Genomic DNA, 17,871 nt, shown 5'->3' with positions numbered 1-17,871 from the left:
TTTTTATTCTCATCTTCTTATTATCTTCCGATTATAATCCTCTTTATTCTTATCTTCCGATTCTCATCTTGTTATTCTCATCTTGTTATTCTCATCTTGTTATTCTCATCTTCTTATTTTCGCCCTCTTACTTTCATTTTTCATATCATTTAGGTCTCCGAATGTGATAAAATATTAAATATAAGATTGAATATTATATTTAATGGGGATTCGGAAATATAGTGGGTTTTATATGTTTAGGCAGCTTGATTTGGTTTTTCACTCAGTTGAATAACTGAAGACATAAAAAGCCTTACAGAAAGGATTTTTCATTTTCAGGAGGGGTATATGGAAAAAAAACTTATGAGAATCGGAATTTCCCTTCCAGAGGAACTTCTGAATAAATTTGACCAGGCCCTTATGAAGAGGGGATACTCCTCTCGTTCGGAAGGAATAAGGGATGCTATAAGGACATATAACCAGCACTATGAATGGATGCAACAGATAAAAGGTACAAGGGCTGCGACAATCTCTATTGTATATGATTGCTCGAAAAAGGGCGTAACCAGTACCCTGGCAGAAATTCAGCATGAATATATGGATATGATAAACTCTTCCGTACATTTTCATATGGAGGGAAATCTCTGTTTTGAAGTGATAATTCTGGAAGGAGAAGGAGAAAAAATAGTAGAGCTCGCCCAGAGACTCCTGAGTATAAAAGGAGTCAAACATTCAAGACTGACAACCGTGCCTGAAGAGAGGACAGAATAATTGAAAGGATAGAAAAAGGATTAATCTGCTTGAACGCCCGGCTTAAAATTCATCTATCCACAGCTTTCACGACAAATTTTCAGGATTTTTTTGTGAAATCCGGATTGGAAAAAATCAAGTTATCGATATACTACTTAACATGAACTTTCTATAAAAGTAATTGTTTTATTTATGTCGATACTGCATTTAAGGGAGATTTATGAATCTCGCAAGAATTCACTCAAAACCAAATTTATATATAAAAAGTCTTGAAAAGGCAATTCTGGATACGGCAGGAACTTTTCTTTTAAGAGGATGGAAGCAAATAGAGAAAGAAAACGTTGAGATCGTTGACGACACCGTGCTTCCGGAAATTCTTAGAATTCAGGCAGAAGGGTTTGAAAAAAAAAGACGTGGAGAAATTATAAAAGATTCAAATAAATTTAGGAATATCTTTTATGTAATTAAGAGCCAAAATAAGGTTGTAGGCTACTGCATATACCACCTGAAACCGACTTTTTCTCGAAGGGGATTTGAAAAAAAAGCTGTCATTTATTCAATTGCGATTGATAGGAAATTCAGAAGTAAGGGATTTGGCAAGCGGCTACTGGAAGAGAGTATAAGAGAAATGAAGCTAAATAGTGTATTGACTGTTTTCCTGTACGTGAACGTAAATAATACTCCTGCGATAAAATTATATGAAAAAACAGGCTTCCTCGTAGTCAAAGAAGTAGAAAACCTATGTGGCCAGAATGAAAGATGCTATAAAATGGAGCTGAAACTTTTTTAATTTTCGTACGTTTTCCAGTACAGTACTTTTTTACAGCCAGCAGTTATTGCGGCCTTTCCCGGTGAAAATGTTTTATACAACAGATCTTTTATACGATAGTAACTTTCAGACTATTGTACGGCATACTTCCTTACAAACGCCTTCTATGTCAGTTCAGGATTCAAAGGGTACATTTAAATAAAAATGCAGTTTACAGTTCAGTATGCCTTTGACCCATAACTTTATATCAGCAGCAAAGGAGAGAGTTTTTTTTAATGGCAGAAGCGACAAAACTCACGGAAAATTATAGTAATGACCCTCCGCTTAAAGGTAATTCCATGGGTCCCAAACAAATTTATGTAAGATTCGTTTCATACTTCACAAGTTTCAAGAAGCTGCTGCGGGATACTATGGGGGTCCATATTTTAAAGAAATGGAGATATACTGAGAAGGAAGATATTGTACCTGTAAATGAAACTATGCTACAGGAGATTCTTAGAATTCAGGCAGAAGGGTTTGATAGTAAGAATCAGGAAAAGCTTTTAAAATACTCAAAGAAACTAAGAAAGATCTTTTACGTAATTAAAAATCAGGATAAAGTTGCAGGTTACTGCATATACTACCTGAAACCAGAACTTTCGTTCAAAGGGCTGAAAAAAAAATCCGTAGTTTACTCAATTGCAATCGACAAAAAATTCAGAGGAATGGGATATGGCAGGAAGATTCTGGAAGAAAGCATAAAAGAAATGAAGCTGAACGGAATATCTTCTATTCTCCTATATGTAAATGTAAACAATATCCCTGCGATAAAGTTGTACGAAAAAATAGGTTTTCAGATAGTAAAAAAAATAGAAGACATATGTGGCGAGAAAGAAAAATGTTACAAAATGGAGTTAAAACTTGCCTGATTAGCTCCCCAATTGTTTTTAAAATTGGCATTTTTCTTTAGACGTTCTATTTCAGTAAAGATTTATCTGAAGAAATTTTTCAGTAAAGATTTATCTGAGGAAATTTTTCAGTAAAGATTTATCTGACAAGATATTTAAATAAAGCGTTACCTGATGAGATTTCATTCTTTCCTGTCGGTTACAGCTTTATGCAGTATTGCAGCTTTGTCCAGTACTGCAGCTCAAAGGATATGTTTAAATAAAAATCGAGTTCACATTTCAATGTGTACTTAATTAATGTTCTTATTTTTGTTGGCGGGCTTCTGCTGCTTGTAAAAGGGGCAGACCTTTTTGTAATGTCATCATCATTAATTGCAAAGAGGTTTGGGGTTTCTGAGTTTATAATCGGACTAACCCTCGTGTCTATCGGGACATCTGTACCTGAGCTTGCCTCCTCCCTTACGGCATCCTTCGAACAGGCAAGCGGAATAGTCATAGGTAATGTACTCGGGTCAAATATCGCAAACATAGGACTTATCGTGAGCACCGCTGCCCTTCTGTCAAATGTTAGGACTGAAGAGTTAATGCTTAGAAGAGACGGATATATAATGTTGTTTTCTGCCTTTCTTTTTTTACTTTTTGTTCTGGATTTTAGAATTTCAAGGATCGAAGCCTTCACTTTTCTCTTGTTATACCTGGTTTATCTTCTGTTCCTGCTCGACAAGGTGAAAAAACATGAGGAAGATATTTATTTCAAAGATTTTATGAATTATTTTTTCAAGTTTGAGTATATTTTTGATTTAAAAGCAAGGATTGAAACAGGAGTTGGAGGGCGAATAGAAGAAAAAAGAATAAAGGAAGCCGTAAAAAAGAGCCGTGAAAAAACGGAAAGAGAAATAAAAACGGAAGAAGAGATGGGAGAGCTAAAAGAGATAAAAGAGATAAAAGAGATAGAAAAAGAAATAAAAGAGATTCGGGCAGAGGATAAAGTAGGATCAGTAGAACTCGACAAAACCAGTATCAAGACTGAAGCCGAAAGCGAAACCGAAATAAAAAATGAAGCGGAAAATCTTTCTGAAAGCAGCCTTTTAACAGAGTTTATCAAACTGGTTGCAGGCGTTATTGCTATAATTGTTGGAGCCAAATACTTTGTAGAACAGTCAATATTTTTTGCCCTGCTTCTGGAGGTTCCGGAGACTCTTATCGGCATAAGCCTTGTTGCAATCGGGACATCCATTCCTGAACTGATGGTTACTATTTCTGCAGCTCGCAGCGGCTATGCCAGCATAGCTCTTGGAAACGTAATAGGGTCAAATATTTCAAATACCCTTTTGATTCTGGGCTTTTCGGGGCTTGTCAACCCCCTCACGGTAACCGGGATCAGCGTCTATTACATAACTCCCTTCATGCTATTTATCAGTCTCCTGCTTCTCCTCTTTATCCGGACAGGCTGGAGAATCAAAAGGTTTGAAGGGCTTATCCTCCTTCTCCTCTACTCCGGCTTCATGGTTTTTATCTTTAGTCTCGGATAAGAAACCGCCCCGAAAAAAATATCGGATAAAATCAACATATTATCAACATACTAATAAGAGCCATCGGGAAAAAGATTCAAAAAACAGATTTCTCCTCTCAATTCAGGGTTTTTGAATGCCGTACTCCTTTTTAAGGGTTCCTGCCGCATGTTCCAGATCTGTTTCCCTTACCAGAATATAGTCAGTGTCATAAGTTGAAATGGCAAATAAGCTGACACCGTTTTCAGCCAGAGTTCTGCTGATTCCTGCAAGAATTCCTGTCAGCCCGAAATCCAGAGGTCCCTCAACTTTCAGGCAGCTCCATCCTTTTTCAGCCCGGGTGCCTGCAGGAATATCTGCAGGGATACTGCTTTCCTGGCAGGCAACTGAGAGTTTTTTAGAAGTACTCTTAATTGAAAAGAAATTGCCTCCATACACCCATGCAGGAACTTCAGACTCCTTTTCGAACCTGAAAATACTGAACCTGCCTTCAAGGATGGATAGAGTAAGTTTGTTTTGCTTTATAGAGGACTCCTTTTTTGTATTAGATTTATACCGGGCTAATTTTTATTATCAGATTTTTTATCTCAGACACCGGCCCTGGTCCGGATTGCTGCTCCGTCTGGCACCCGAAGCTCCAAGAACAACTTTTCTAAACTCAAGGGGCGCAAACATCAACTTTTAAGACCAGCCTTGAACAAATACTTAGTTAAAACCGTTTCTTTATCTTTCGGTATTACCTTTTAATTTTTATCTTTAACCGGAGCTGGCTTGAATGGAACTGCTGAGCATGGATTTACTTGAAACCCTTACGAGAATAGATGAGTTCATCTGGGGACCTCCTCTTCTGGTTTTGCTTGTTGGGACAGGAGTTTTTCTGACATGGCGCCTGGGATTGATTCAAGTTTTAAGTCTGCCCCTTGCCCTTAGGTACGTCCTGAAATCAAGAAGAAGCGAGATTGGAGTACAGGGAGATATTTCAAGCTTTGCAGCACTCAGCACCGCACTTTCGGCAACCATAGGGACAGGAAATATAGTAGGGGTTGCAACTGCAATAAAAACGGGAGGTCCAGGGGCGCTATTCTGGATGTTTCTTGCAGCTTTTTTCGGGATGGCCACCATGTATTCCGAGTCTCTCCTGGCAGTCAAATACAGGACGGTGGATGCAAATGGGCAGATGTCAGGGGGTCCCATGTATTATATCAAAAACGGACTTGGGCATAAAAGGTACAGCAAGATACTTGCCTCGCTTTTTGCCTTCTTCGGGATAAACGTAGCGCTTTTCGGGATAGGGATCTTCCCGCAGGTCAATGCTATTGTTGACTCAGCAAGGATTGCCTTTAACGTTCCTGAGATCCTGAGTGCAGCTGTCATAAGCCTGCTTGTAGCTTTTGTGACCCTTGGCGGGATCAGGAGAATTGCGGCTGTTGCTCAGTTGATGGTGCCTTTTATGGCAGTGGCTTATGTTCTGGGCTGCCTTTTAATTATCGGACTGAACCTTGAAAAGATCCCTGAAACCTTTGCTCTTATAGTAAGTTCGGCCTTTACAGGAACTGCGGCAAGAGGTGGTTTTCTTGGAGCAGGAGTAATGCTTGCAGTGAGGATGGGAATTGCAAGAGGGATCTTTTCAAATGAGTCCGGCCTCGGAAGCGCGCCCATAGCAGCTGCAGCTGCAAAGGTCAGGGAACCAGCCAGGCAGGGGCTTATTTCCATGACAGGGACTTTCTTCGACACAATTGTCGTCTGCCTGATGACCGGAACCGTGCTCATTATGACAGGTTCCTGGACAGAAAATCTTTCAGGGGCGTACATGACGAGCTACGCTTTTTCGACCGAACTCGCAGAAGTCGGGAGCTATATTGTAACAGTCGGACTCATATTCTTCGCCTTTACAACCATTATTGGGTGGAATTATTATGGCGAACGCTGTACGGAATTTCTCTTCGGGGTAAAGGGAATTCTTCCCTACAAAATAATCTATATCCTTATCGTTGCCTCGGGCGCCTTTCTGACTCTTGACGTGATCTGGGTCCTGGCAGACATTGTAAATGGGCTCATGGCAATTCCAAACCTAATAGCTCTCCTGGCGCTGAGAAAGGTCATTAAAACTGAGACCATACAGTATTTTGAAGAACTGAAAGCCGAAGAATGAGAGTTGAAGAACTTGGAACCGAAAACTGAGTTCCGATTAAAGCCTGAAAAATAAACAATACAACCTGATGCAGGTTGTAAACAAAGTACAACGGTTATAAGGCAGGCCCTAAGATTGTTAGTTACAGGCCTGAGAATTGTTAATTATAATGTTCACCAGACCAGACAGGGGATTGTTGCCCATGAAGTTCACCTTTCAAGGAAAAGACCAGGGTACTGTAAATAAGGGAAATACAAAGTTCAGTTTTGTAGTTATGGCGCTGATAATAACAGCATTCCTGACAACCCCGGCATCTGCGGTTGTAATCTCCGGAGATACTCATCTTCGAGTTGAGGTTGCAGAAATTACCCCGAATCCGGCAAGGCCAGGAGAAGACCTGCTTATAAAAATCAATATTGAAAACACAGGAGACGAACCGGCGGAGAACGTGAAAATAGGGATCGAAGAACTTGACCCTTTTATTTTAAAATACAGCACCTCAGGGGTGTACGGCTCAGGGACGAATACAGAACGCGATTTTCAAATTGAACAGATAAGGCAGCGTTCAAAGGTCGAATTGAATTTCCACTTCAGTGTCAGCTCAGGAGCCAGGTCAGGAGTCCACCAGCTTGAGTTTACCATCAAAGATGATGGTGTGACAAGCTTTTCAAGAAGGATTCCTATCCGGGTGGAGGGAAACCCTGATCTTGTACTTATAGGCACGGAAATCCTTCCGGCAAATGGAGGAAATTTTTCTTCCGGGGCTCTTGTGCCAGGGGAAGAATTCTATCTTAAAACTACAGTAAAAAATGCAGGGAACGGGAATGCAAAAAATGTCCGCGTCGTGCTTGACCTGAACGGCTCTTCACCCATGATTCCTATGCAGGACAATGTATTTTTCCTTGAAAACCTGAGTGCCGGAAGTTCGGAAAACGTATCGTTCAAACTCCTTTTAGGCAGCAACACAGGTGTGCAGCCTTACAGGATTCCTCTCCGGATAACCGCATCAAACGAAGCTGAAACCCTTCAGATCAACAGGTCCCAGGAGATCGGGGTGAATGTGCTGAACCGGGCGAAAATTAACATTGCAAGCCTCAAATTTGACCCTGAAATGCCTGAGAGAGGCCAGAAGGCTTCCATGATCCTGAGACTTGAAAATGTAGGGGAAGGGGAAGCCCGCTTTGTAAAAGCCAGGCTCGAAGGGCTTGAAGGAGGCGGCAGTACAGACGCTTTTCTCGGAAGGCTCGAAAAAGACGACGATGCCCCTGCAGTCTTTACCTTTATTCCTGATAAGACAGGAGAACAGGAGGTAACACTGCTTGTAGAGTACGAGGACGATTTCGGGGAGCACAGGTTCAGTGAAGTCCTGACATTCAATGTAATCAGAACGCGCGAAAGCATTGTTCCGTTTGTACTGGGTGCAGTCCTGGTCCTTGCAGTTGTAATCTTTTATATGAAAAAGAAAGGCAAACTCTAAGCCGGAGAAACGAAAAGGGATAAGATATACAGGAGCTTTATTATGCTTGAAAAGGCCAAAGTCTCCTTTTTTCTTGCCAGCCGCTCAATTGTACGGGGCAATAGAGGGATTACAATCTTTACGGTCTTCGTGCTGACCCTGATATTTGTTCAGCTGGTGCTTTTCTCAAGTATGCTGGCAGGTGTTACGCTCAAGTTCAATGAGCTTATGGTGGACTTCCAGACCGGAAACGTCGTGGTCGAACCGACGGAAGAAGAACGCTATATAGAGAGCGCGTCAGCCCTGCAGAAGAAGATAGAAAGCCTTCCCCAGGTGGTAGGGACTTCTGCCCGCCTGAAGACCACAGGAAACTTCCGCTATAAGGAAAAAGAAATGGGTGGTACCGTTTACGGGATTGACCCTGCGGACGAGATCTTTGTAACCGGCCTTGAGGATGCCGTAATAAGCGGAGAATTCCTGAGCAGACCTGATAGGGGAGAGATTATTCTGGGAAGGGAGGTCTCAGGAAGTTTCGGAGCCCTGATGGAGTCAAGGTCTCTGGGAGGCGTTGAGGTAGGCGATACTGTTGAGCTCACAGTTAGCGGCAAAACCCGGGAGTTCAGGGTAAAAGGCATCTATACAACCCGTTACTTCATGGCTGACGCTTCAGCTTACCTCAGCAGAGCCGATATGGAAGAAATGCTTGGTATAGAAAACAGGGACTTTGCCCAGGAAATAGCTGTAAAAACAACAGCTGGCACGGACGAGTACGAAACCAGAAATGCCCTCCTTTCCCTGGGCGTAAGGGAAAATATCCGCACATGGCATGAGTTTGCAGGGATCCTCCGCCTGATTGAAAACACCCTTGGCCTTGTCAGGAACATTATGAATGCAATCGGGCTTTTGATAGCGTTTGTGATCATCTTCGTGGTAATTTACGTTAACATCGTAAATAAAAAGCGGCAAATTGGGGTCCAGAAAGCAATCGGGATAGAGCAGAATGTGATCGTTGCTTCTTTCGTGCTTCAGGCAATGCTCTATGCCGGCACAGGGATCATACTTGGCTATGCCTTTATGCGCTTTGGGCTTGTCCCTTATACCGAATCCAACCCCGTAGAAATTCCCCTGGGTGCTATGAGTCTTAGACTTGATGATGCAGAAGCTATAAACAGGGCATTCCTTCTTTTTCTTGCTTCCATAATAGGCTCTGTAATTCCTGCCTACAAACTGGCTCAAAAAGACCTCCTCGACCTTATCTGGGGTAAGTGAAAGGGGTGAAAAAAATGGGAAATGAAGTAAGAAATAAAGTGAAAGAGGAAGTAAAAACGGAACATGAAGATAAAGTAAAAAAAGAAGCGAAAGATGAGATGAAAAATGAGATGAAAGGTGAGATGAAAAATGAGATAAAAAATGAGATGAAAGGTGAGCCCGAAAAGAAGGAAAATGGAAACAAGACAGAAATTGAGATGAAAACAACTCCAGGGGAAAATAGCGATATAATTATAGAAGGAATAGACATAGTCCGTACCTTTAAAATGGGGGAAGTGCAGGTTAGAGCTCTTAGAGGCGTAAATGTGAAAATCCGGCGCGGGGAGTTTGTTGCGATCATGGGTCCAAGCGGCTCCGGAAAAACCACTCTCTTAAACCAGCTGGGACTTCTCGATACCCCAAATTCCGGAAGAGTCATTATAGATGAAACAGACACTTCTCGCATGCCTGACAGAGAGAAAGGCAAATTCCGCCTTCATAACCTGGGGTATGTTTTTCAGGATTATGCCCTCCTTCCGGAACTGGACGCCTCAGAAAATGTCTATATCTCCCTCATGATGCAGGGCAAGACAAAAGAAGAGTACGAATCAGCAGCAGCCGAAATCCTTACAGCAGTTGGACTAGGGGACCGTCTTCACCAGCTCCCTTCCAAAATGAGCGGGGGCCAGCAGCAAAGAGTTTCGATCGCTCGCGCTCTTGCCCATAATCCAAGAGTCCTTTTCGCAGACGAACCATGTGCCAACCTGGATTCTCAAACTTCAAAGGAAGTCCTGGATCTCTTCAAAAAGTTCAACAAAGAAATGGGGCAGACAATCGTAATGGTCACGCATGAAGACTGGCATGCTGCATATGCTGACAGGGTGATAAGATTAAAAGATGGAATTTTAGAATAAAAGCGGCATCAAATAATTAAAACGGCCTTTATCGTACTTTACCTATAGACGTCAATCTCAGGGCTTCCACACCCGAGTTGCGCTGCCCGAATTTCGCGTCAGGATCACAGGAAATCGAAGATTTTCTGGGAGTTGCACTGCAAGTGCAACAGCACGAGGTCCGTTTCACTCGCTTCGCTCGCTCAAGCAGACCAACTTATAATACCACAGCTTTTACCTTCCAAATTGCGCGTCGCCCGAATTGCGCGTCGGGAGTGCGCGTCCTTTTCGCTGCGCTCAAGAGGACTAATTTTAAAATAACCGAAGAACCGGCAGGCGCAAACAAAAGAAAGTTGAATATTGCCTCAGAAATAATTTTCTTGAAAATATTTTTTAATTTTCATTTTCAGGTCGTTTTTCCTTCTTCTCTTCTAGACTTTTTCGACGGGCTTCCGGACAGGCTGGCGGAGGAATGCGTAAGATCTGAGCGCGAACTGCCCCACCTGCCTGGTTGATACCCTTCGAGGAAGGTGATTTTCCCGATGTAATTCGCGCTCCCAGAGTTAAAGAATGGTTTGCAGAATCAGGGAAAGTATTCTCAGACTTTACAGTGCAGAGATCAGATATTATTTCTTAGATATGTAATGGAAAAGACAGAATGAAAAATATGCTTCTTATAGAATTATATAGTTTTTTGATTATACAGGATATAAAAGGAGATTAAAAGGGGATTTGTGGGGACATTACCGGATTATTTGTTATTGTATTAGCCAGGTAGTGGTCACTTTATTACTGGAGTATTTGTTGGATTGAAAATTAAAATATTAGAAAAGTTTTTTAAGTAACATCCACAATATAATTAATAAAAATTGCAACTGTGGTCTGAGATTATATGTTTGTAGTGCCTCTACTGGATAAATATAAAAAATACCTGATGTGGTCCTATCGTACCCTGGGATTCTTACAAACAGCCGGAAAATTTGCCTTTTTATTTTTATTAATGATTTTATTTAACCTGTATGAACTTGCTTACTATATTCCCGGCATGGATAAACTGCTCAGGTCCCAGATATACCTTAATACTTACTGGTTTAATCTCGGGTTAATGGCTGCAGAGGCGCTCATGTTAACTCTTTTTGTCAGTCTAATTTGCAGGTTGTCTGGCAGAGGAAGTAAGTTTAACCTGATAAATCTCCTTGAAACCAGCTTTCCGGAACTCAGGACAAGACTGAGTACTGCATACGATAACAGGCAGAATATCAACATAGTTACAAAGAAACTGCTTGAGGATGTGCACAGTCAGCTTACAGGCATCAAAATAGGAAAAATAGTCCCAAAAAACCAGATTTTCAGGTCATTTTTGATATTTTTGCTGGTTTCAGGAGGTGTCACTTTCTGCATATATGAGGGTTTCAGCTTTGACATATCTCCCAGCCAGCTAATCGATAATATCCGGGATAATGTTCCAAACCTGAATGCCAGAGCAGCTTACGAAGAAAATGAAGAAGTTCCTCTGGATTCCAGGTATAAGATAGAAGCTGTCATTATAAAAAATGGAGATCAGGTTGAAATGAAAATCAACCCGACCCTGGGACTCGGGTTCACAAGCCAGATAGATGCGGATACGGAAAAAAAATTCAACGAAAACTCAGGCAACTTTAATGAAGAATTCAAGTATAGCCAGACTTACTCTGAGAGCCTGCCGGAAGAGTACGAGCCTCTGATTAAACAATACTTTGAAGCGCTTTCATCCAAGTGAAACATCCGCAAAAAAATATAAGCGCCCGAATTTGCAGTCAATGCACCATTTACTTAAAAAATAGTGGAGTTGCAATATGAGAGAATTACAGGAAATCCAGCTTGAAGATTCAGAACTTAACTTAAAACCTACTTATGAAAAAGCCCCCAAAATTTTTGAAGTTATTATTAGAGAAATTGGCAATTCTATTGTCGGCCAGAAAGAAATGATCCGGCAGATCCTCATAGCCATGCTGTGTGAAGGGCATGTCCTGGTTGAAAGCAATCCCGGACTCGGTAAAACCCTGACCATATCCACTATTTCCCAGATTATGAGTATGAGATTCAGCAGGATACAATGTACGCCTGACCTTATGCCTGCAGATATCACAGGAACCGACATTATCGAAGAAGACGAAAGGGGCTCAAAACACTTTAAATTCAAGCAGGGGCCCGTTTTTGCAAACATAGTGCTTGCGGATGAAATCAACCGTGCTTCTCCGAAGACCCAGTCTGCCCTTCTCGAAGCAATGCAGGAAAAACAGGTCACTGTGGCAAGTACGACATATTTGCTTGACAGGCCTTTCTTTATCCTTGCAACGCAGAACCCTATCGAAATGGAAGGGACCTATACCCTGCCCGAAGCCCAGCTTGACAGGTTTTTACTGAAAATTCGCCTGGATTACCCTGACCCCGAAGAAGAGTTTGAGATTGTAAACCGTTACGCAGAAGCCTTCAGACCGTCTGTACGAAAATGCATAGACAAACAGACCTTTATCGAGCTGCAGCAGATAACCCGCAGGATTCCGATCTCAAATAAACTCAAAAAGTACGCAATTGATGTCGTAAATCAGACACGAAACATGCCTGAGATGATAGAAGCAGGCGCATCGCCACGCGCTTCAATTGCAATCATCCTCTGTGCAAAAGCAAATGCATTCCTCGACGGCAGGGGATATGTCGATAAAGAGGACATTGACTCCATGGCTCTTCCTGTTCTTCGCCACAGGATAATTCTATCTTTTGATGCTGCTAGAAACAACATTACGAGCGATAAAATCATACAAAAAATTCTGGAGGATAGAAAGACAATTATCTGATTCAGCCGGCGGGAAAAAGGCTGGAGGCAACGATCAGACATGGCTGGCGCAAAACACACAATCGATACGTCATTCCTGACTCAACTAGACAGGTATGCACTCCCGCTCAGCAGGAGAGTTACGGCGATTCACACAGGCAGTCACCGGTCAAACAGGACAGGGGCAGGGCTTGACCTCATAGACCACAGAAAATACAATCAGGGCGACTCATTTAAAAAAATCGACTGGAACCTTTACGCTCGCACGGAAAAACTCTACATACGCAGGTTCGAGGAAGACAAAAACCTTAACATGGTGATACTTCTTGACGCCAGCAGCAGCATGCTTTTTCCTGACAGTACGCCAGACAAGTTCGAATATGCGTCAACAATAGCTGCAGGAGTTTCTTACATCGTAATGAAACACAATGATGTGTATACGATTGCAACATTTGCAGATGATGTGGATTACACAAAAACCCGAAAAGGAAGGGACGATTTCCTGCGGACAATAGATTCCCTGACCCGGATTTCGGTCAGAGGAAACACAAAACTTGCAGATTGTGCCGAATCCATATACCCGAGAATAAAATCGAAATCAATGGTGCTTATAATTTCAGATTATCTGGACAGTATCGATTCGATCCGCAATGCCGTTAACAGGTTGTCCAGGCACGAGCTTGTTCTCGTACACATTTATGATGAGACCGAAATGAACCTGCCTGAAAGTGTGGATGGAACAGTAAAATTCATTGACAGTGAAACAAATGAAGAAATCAGTTTTACAGTGGGCCCTAACTTTAAAAAAGAGTATGCTGCAGAATATGCAAAGCATACGGCTGAACTGGAGACAATTGCATACGATTTTAAAATCCCTTATTTCCGTGTCAGCATAAAAAACCAGCCATTTGATACTGTTCTTAGAATCATAGGTGAAGGGTGATCCTGCCTATGGACTTTGAATTTTCCCAGGGTCTGGCTGCACTTGCAGGGATAATTCCCCTTATAATAATATACCTGTTTAAACCCCGCCCGAAAAACATTATTCTGCCTTCCCTTATGTTCGTTAGAAGGATAAGCCAGAATGTGCTTGATTCCCGGCGCACTATCAATAAAAGAATAACAGACCCTCTATTCTACTTACAGCTGCTGGCTCTCATTATCATATCAACAGCAATTGCAGGCCCCCTTATAGATGATGTAAAAGCAGGTGCTGAAAAGGTAATAATCATAATGGACTCGTCTGCAAGCATGACAGCACCTGACCGTACCGATGAAGCAAGGTCAATAGCAATAGACAGTCTGGGCCAGGAAAATACCATTATTGCTGCAGAAAGCATTCCTGTGGTACTTGCAAAATCGCTGGATGCAAAGGATGCGAAAGAGGTAATTGACCACCTTGAGGCGAGAAATACTCCCTCAGATATGCCCAAAGCCATTTTGACCGCCATAAACGAAAAGGAGAATGAGAACGGGAAAATTGTGGTCATATCGGACTTCGAAAACTGGGAAGGAAGGGCACCTGAAACATACATCAGAATTGCAAACACCAAAGACATGGAGATTGAGTTCAGGCAGGTAGGCAATAAAACTGTCAATTATGCAATTGTGGACGGATATTTGAAAGACAGCAATGACGGGACATATGAATACACATGTACTGTTAGAAACTTTAATGACAGAAGCGCAGATCTTGAGGTCCAGCTGGAGAGCAACTCTAACTCTTCACCCGGCACAAAGGTGAGCAGCTATATACAGCTTGCAGAGTACGGATCACAGCAGATAAAGTTTTCAAACATCCCTCAGGGAATATCAACCGTAGAAATCCTGAATGAGGATGCAATACCCTGCGATAATGTTGCCTATATTTCGATCCCTGAGATCAAACCCAAAAAAATCCTGGTGTTAACGGATGTCGATCAGGCTGTCAGCAAGTCTCCCTTGATAACAGCAATATCCCTGTTGCCTAATGTTGATGTTGATGTACGAAAGGAGCTTCCGGATGAGGTTACAGAATATGATACCATAATCGTAAACTCAAAACATAAGCCTCTTTCGACCCACAATGCCCTGAAAATTGCAGCTTACGCAAAAAATGGAAAAGACCTGCTGGTCATAGGAAATGAGTGCCTGTATGATTCTTTACAGATGCAAGGACTCTATCCCATCCTTCCGGTAGATCTAATTTCAGTAGAAGAAAAAGGCAGTTACACGATAGAGACTGCAGGAAGCGGCAAAAATATCTTTGAAGATGTTTCGTTCAGCGAGGTCTATCTGCGCAGATTTCTGGGCGCTGTCCCAAAAGAAGATGCTTCAGTCCTTGTAGAGGTCAGAGGAGCCGGGCCTTTAGTCTGCATGCGGAACATAAACAACGGGACAGTAACCTATGTAGGGTTCAGTGATATTGCCGGGACCGACGCGTGGAACAATTTCGCCACTACTCCAACTTATCCGGTATTCTGGTCAAAGCTTCTCAAGTACATGTGGGGAGTTGGGGACATAAGTGAGACAAATGTGAACACAGGAAGATACCAGGCATTTGACCAGAATCTTATAGTGAAAACTCCAACAGAAACCATAAACAGTGAGTTTGTCTATTATGATGAATGCGGACTGTACAGCCTGGACCAGAAGATTGTTGCTGCCAATCTGTATGACTCAAGTGAATCAAATACTTTTACGGAAAAAAGGTTAACCCTGGCAGGTGAGAATGGAGAAATCCAGAAGCACGAACTCCGTACAAAGTCACCGGACAAACTCCGAAAGTACCTCATTTACGCTTTACTGCTACTCCTCTTGGTCGAAAACGCAGTTATGTTAAGGAGGAGAATCATATGACCTTTAACTTGCCTTACGGCTTTAATTTTTTACATATGAGCGAACTGATGTTACTGGTCCCTCTGGCACTTCTTGTGCTTCTCGGGCTCTGGAAGAAGATCGATAAAAGACATCTGTTCTTCCATGCCCTTGTGGTCTTTCTCCTTATTCTGGCTCTGGCTGCACCCTACTCTGTAGAGATGAGTTCTCCAGGAACCAACCAGTCCAGTATAACCATAATCTCCGACGAAAGCGCGAGCATGGAACTGCTGAAAAAAGGGGTCTCCGAAGAGGTCGCAGAGAAGCTCAATACAAGAGTCCCTGTTACAGTTACAACGGTTTCAGGGATACATACCTCCCTTGGGGATGCTATCATCCAGCAGGCTTCGCCTGAAAACTACGTGCTTGTAGTATCGGACGGGCAGAGCAATTCAGGGACGCCAGTCGAGGAAGCCCTCTCTTATTGCTATAAAAATAATTTTCCTGTTGCAGCCCTTATTCCTGAGACTATTAAAGAGGACCTGAGTGTGGAGCTCGAAGGAGAAAACGAGGCTATAGTCGATAATGAGGCATTTTTTAGAGTGAATATCCGGAAATCAACTGAAGAAAAAATGAGCTACCAGGTAAGGATTACAATCGACCACAAGAAAGTAATTGAGAGGGAAATTACCCAGACCGGGAGAATAGAAAGTATAGATTTCAACCACACGTTTGAGACTCTGGGACCTCACACCGTAAAGGCAACCCTGCATCCGGCAGGCATTAGTGTTAAAAACCTGGATTATTTTGAGAACAATAACCAGTACATGAAAAGTGTATACGTAACTCCCAAGCCAAAAGTCCTGCTCGTTACAAATGAGCCTGACTCTCCTCTTGCAAACACCATGAAAGAAATCTATGATGTAAGAGTAGCCGGATCATTCAGTTCTCTTAACAATACAGATGCCGTAATAATTGACAATCAGGCGGCATCAACAATCTCGGATATGGAAGCCAGAGCCCTCAAAAATTATATCATTAACGGAGGTGGCATGATAGTGATAGGAGGTGGCTCTTCTTTTGATTACCCTGCAGAAGACACTTACCAGGATACAAAGTTTGAGGAACTCCTTCCTGTTACCTCAAAGCCCTCGAACTGGAGAGGGGGCAGAAACATTGTCCTGATGCTTGATGTTTCACCCAGTACCTTGCAGAGCAATGGCGAGGGAGGGAGAGTTCTTGACGATATTCTGTCAAACGCCATTGTCCTTCTTGAAAGTGATCTCCTCAAAGATGCAAGAGTAGATGTGATCACCTTCGGGAGTAAGGGGCAGGATATCACAAACGGGTTTGTGGATATGTCAAAAGAGTCAAACAGACTCTGGCTTGATGCCGAAATCCGTAAAATATCGCCTACAGGGGATTCCACATCTCTTGAAAGGGGGCTCATGACTTCACGAACACTGCTTAAAGAGCAGAATAACAGTGCAGAAGCTGAAATAATAATTGTGTCTGATGGAGGAATAGGTAACATAGCTGAAGGGGATCTAAGGTTCGAGCGAGCAGTCCAGTGTGCAGAAAACCTTCACGAAAACAGTGGCATTGGCATCCATTTTGTTCACATACATGCTCCGAAGACCACCCGCCAGGTCACTCCTAAAGGGCAGTACTATGCCGAGCTCTTCATGAACAAAATAGGCCTATCCGAAAACTACAATAGAATAGAGCCTGGAGAGAGAATAAAATTAAGCTTCTCCGAAGACCCTGAGGAATCCGTAGACCGGGAAGACGAATATTCTAGCGGATCAATTGTAGTTTACGACCCGAAGCATTTCATTACCCGTAACATTTCCGACATAAACCACAATATTCTGGGGTATAATGAGGTTACCCCGAAACCCGAAGCAAGTCGTCTTGTTATAACAAGGCTGGGCAAACCGGTAATCACAGTCTGGAGGTTGGGGTTAGGCAGGGTTGTTGCAGTTACGACCGACAATGGGAATGGTAACGGGATCCCCTGGGCAGCTCCCCTGTACTCTGGAAACGACAGCCTGATAATTACAAGAACTCTGAACTGGGCAGTTGCAGATACTGAAATGTCCGAAAGTATCCAGCTAAAGATACCTGACCTAAAAATGAACCAGCCGGGCAGAATACTGATAACAACCGGAAAAGAAGGCGCACCTGAGCTTTATTTTGACAAAAAACCAATGGAAATCACATCCATCGGAAACAACATGTACGAATCATATGTTACAGCCAATGCCTTTGGGCTCCACAAGATCTCCGAAACCCCTCTTGAAGCAAACCTGACCGAGGAGTTAATACCTGAAACTTCCGGAATCAAGAATTTGTCCTGGAGGCCTGCTGCCGTAAACCGCCCGGACGAATATACTTACGTTGGTGAGAATCCTCTTTTCAGGACAGCAATACTTGAAAACGGAGGGAAAATCTACACTAAAGGAGATATCTACTCAAGGATAATAGATGACGCCTCAACCAGCACAAAGAAAAAAATCATGACAAAAGTCTTCTATACGAAATACTTCCTTGTCTTTGCTTTCCTGATATACCTTCTATATACTCTCCACCACACGTATAACACACGCATTAAATGAAGATGTATCCGGAATAAA

The 17,871-nt window shown here is 42.5% G+C and carries 15 protein-coding genes; 14 read left to right on the top strand and 1 reads right to left on the bottom strand.

Annotated elements, in window-relative coordinates:
• The first annotated feature begins 327 nt into the window (after positions 1-327).
• The 4 genes from nikR (at position 328) to FXV91_RS11380 (ending at position 3,917) form a co-directional block, all read left to right on the top strand.
• Complete coding sequence (nikR, locus tag FXV91_RS11395) at positions 328-750, top strand: nickel-responsive transcriptional regulator NikR (protein ID WP_229390729.1); 423 nt, start codon at positions 328-330, stop codon at positions 748-750.
• A gap of 199 nt (positions 751-949) precedes the next feature.
• Positions 950-1,519 (top strand): N-acetyltransferase, encoded by a 570-nt coding sequence (locus FXV91_RS11390; RefSeq protein WP_229390728.1) that lies wholly within the window; start codon positions 950-952, stop codon positions 1,517-1,519.
• A 389-nt stretch (positions 1,520-1,908) separates the two neighbouring features.
• Positions 1,909-2,406, top strand: coding sequence for an N-acetyltransferase (locus tag FXV91_RS11385; RefSeq protein ID WP_345945506.1), 498 nt, complete (start codon positions 1,909-1,911; stop codon positions 2,404-2,406).
• Positions 2,407-2,669: 263 nt separating this feature from the next.
• Positions 2,670-3,917, top strand: a complete 1,248-nt coding sequence (locus FXV91_RS11380; protein ID WP_229390727.1) for a calcium/sodium antiporter — start codon at positions 2,670-2,672, stop codon at positions 3,915-3,917.
• Positions 3,918-4,019: 102 nt separating this feature from the next.
• Here the strand turns inward: FXV91_RS11380 and FXV91_RS20240 are convergent, their stop codons facing one another.
• On the bottom strand, positions 4,020-4,373 hold the full coding sequence (locus tag FXV91_RS20240; protein WP_345945508.1) for an ACT domain-containing protein: 354 nt from the start codon (positions 4,371-4,373) through the stop codon (positions 4,020-4,022).
• A 298-nt stretch (positions 4,374-4,671) separates the two neighbouring features.
• On the opposite strand from FXV91_RS20240, the gene FXV91_RS11370 reads away from it, so the two are divergent.
• From FXV91_RS11370 to FXV91_RS11325, 10 genes are all read left to right on the top strand, one after another.
• Positions 4,672-6,048 (top strand): sodium:alanine symporter family protein, encoded by a 1,377-nt coding sequence (locus FXV91_RS11370; protein WP_229390725.1) that lies wholly within the window; start codon positions 4,672-4,674, stop codon positions 6,046-6,048.
• A gap of 181 nt (positions 6,049-6,229) precedes the next feature.
• Positions 6,230-7,504, top strand: coding sequence for a COG1361 S-layer family protein (locus tag FXV91_RS11365; protein WP_229390724.1), 1,275 nt, complete (start codon positions 6,230-6,232; stop codon positions 7,502-7,504).
• A 42-nt stretch (positions 7,505-7,546) separates the two neighbouring features.
• Positions 7,547-8,752, top strand: coding sequence for an FtsX-like permease family protein (locus tag FXV91_RS11360; RefSeq protein WP_229390723.1), 1,206 nt, complete (start codon positions 7,547-7,549; stop codon positions 8,750-8,752).
• 98 nt (positions 8,753-8,850) lie between these two features.
• Positions 8,851-9,645 carry an ABC transporter ATP-binding protein gene (locus FXV91_RS11355; RefSeq protein WP_229390781.1) on the top strand — a complete coding sequence of 265 codons (795 nt, stop codon included), beginning with the start codon at positions 8,851-8,853 and terminating at the stop codon, positions 9,643-9,645.
• Between the two features lie 143 nt (positions 9,646-9,788).
• Positions 9,789-10,139 (top strand): hypothetical protein, encoded by a 351-nt coding sequence (locus tag FXV91_RS11350; protein WP_229390722.1) that lies wholly within the window; start codon positions 9,789-9,791, stop codon positions 10,137-10,139.
• 485 nt (positions 10,140-10,624) lie between these two features.
• Positions 10,625-11,383, top strand: coding sequence for a hypothetical protein (locus tag FXV91_RS11345; RefSeq protein ID WP_229390721.1), 759 nt, complete (start codon positions 10,625-10,627; stop codon positions 11,381-11,383).
• Positions 11,384-11,459: 76 nt separating this feature from the next.
• Complete coding sequence (locus tag FXV91_RS11340) at positions 11,460-12,461, top strand: MoxR family ATPase (protein ID WP_229390720.1); 1,002 nt, start codon at positions 11,460-11,462, stop codon at positions 12,459-12,461.
• 39 nt (positions 12,462-12,500) lie between these two features.
• The gene (locus FXV91_RS11335; protein ID WP_229390719.1) at positions 12,501-13,382 is read left to right on the top strand and encodes a DUF58 domain-containing protein; all 882 of its coding nucleotides are present in this window, start codon (positions 12,501-12,503) and stop codon (positions 13,380-13,382) included.
• A gap of 8 nt (positions 13,383-13,390) precedes the next feature.
• Positions 13,391-15,277: a BatA and WFA domain-containing protein gene (locus FXV91_RS11330; protein ID WP_229390718.1), complete on the top strand. Its 1,887-nt coding sequence runs from the start codon at positions 13,391-13,393 to the stop codon at positions 15,275-15,277.
• A complete protein-coding gene (locus tag FXV91_RS11325; RefSeq protein ID WP_229390717.1) occupies positions 15,274-17,853 on the top strand; it encodes a vWA domain-containing protein in 2,580 nt (859 codons plus the stop codon). The genes FXV91_RS11330 and FXV91_RS11325 overlap by 4 nt, the downstream gene beginning before the upstream one ends.
• The last annotated feature ends 18 nt before the right edge of the window (positions 17,854-17,871 follow it).

The sequence above is a fragment of the Methanosarcina sp. DH2 genome (assembly GCF_020804225.1).
Taxonomy (GTDB): domain Archaea; phylum Halobacteriota; class Methanosarcinia; order Methanosarcinales; family Methanosarcinaceae; genus Methanosarcina.
Note: the sequence above shows the minus strand (reverse complement) of the source record. Positions and strands in the feature narration are given on the sequence as shown.

Bases quoted from the DNA above. Each gene is read 5' to 3' on its own strand.
- FXV91_RS11335 (WP_229390719.1), top strand. From the start codon at position 12,501: ATGGCTGGCGCAAAACACACAATCGATACGTCATTCCTGACTCAACTA.
- FXV91_RS11360 (WP_229390723.1), top strand. From the start codon at position 7,547: ATGCTTGAAAAGGCCAAAGTCTCCTTTTTTCTTGCCAGCCGCTCAATT.
- FXV91_RS11340 (WP_229390720.1), top strand. From the start codon at position 11,460: ATGAGAGAATTACAGGAAATCCAGCTTGAAGATTCAGAACTTAACTTA.
- FXV91_RS11355 (WP_229390781.1), top strand. From the start codon at position 8,851: ATGAAAAATGAGATGAAAGGTGAGATGAAAAATGAGATAAAAAATGAG.
- FXV91_RS11330 (WP_229390718.1), top strand. From the start codon at position 13,391: ATGGACTTTGAATTTTCCCAGGGTCTGGCTGCACTTGCAGGGATAATT.
- FXV91_RS11325 (WP_229390717.1), top strand. From the start codon at position 15,274: ATGACCTTTAACTTGCCTTACGGCTTTAATTTTTTACATATGAGCGAA.
- nikR (WP_229390729.1), top strand. From the start codon at position 328: ATGGAAAAAAAACTTATGAGAATCGGAATTTCCCTTCCAGAGGAACTT.
- FXV91_RS11390 (WP_229390728.1), top strand. From the start codon at position 950: ATGAATCTCGCAAGAATTCACTCAAAACCAAATTTATATATAAAAAGT.
- FXV91_RS11345 (WP_229390721.1), top strand. From the start codon at position 10,625: ATGATTTTATTTAACCTGTATGAACTTGCTTACTATATTCCCGGCATG.
- FXV91_RS11385 (WP_345945506.1), top strand. From the start codon at position 1,909: ATGGGGGTCCATATTTTAAAGAAATGGAGATATACTGAGAAGGAAGAT.
- FXV91_RS11370 (WP_229390725.1), top strand. From the start codon at position 4,672: ATGGAACTGCTGAGCATGGATTTACTTGAAACCCTTACGAGAATAGAT.
- FXV91_RS11365 (WP_229390724.1), top strand. From the start codon at position 6,230: ATGAAGTTCACCTTTCAAGGAAAAGACCAGGGTACTGTAAATAAGGGA.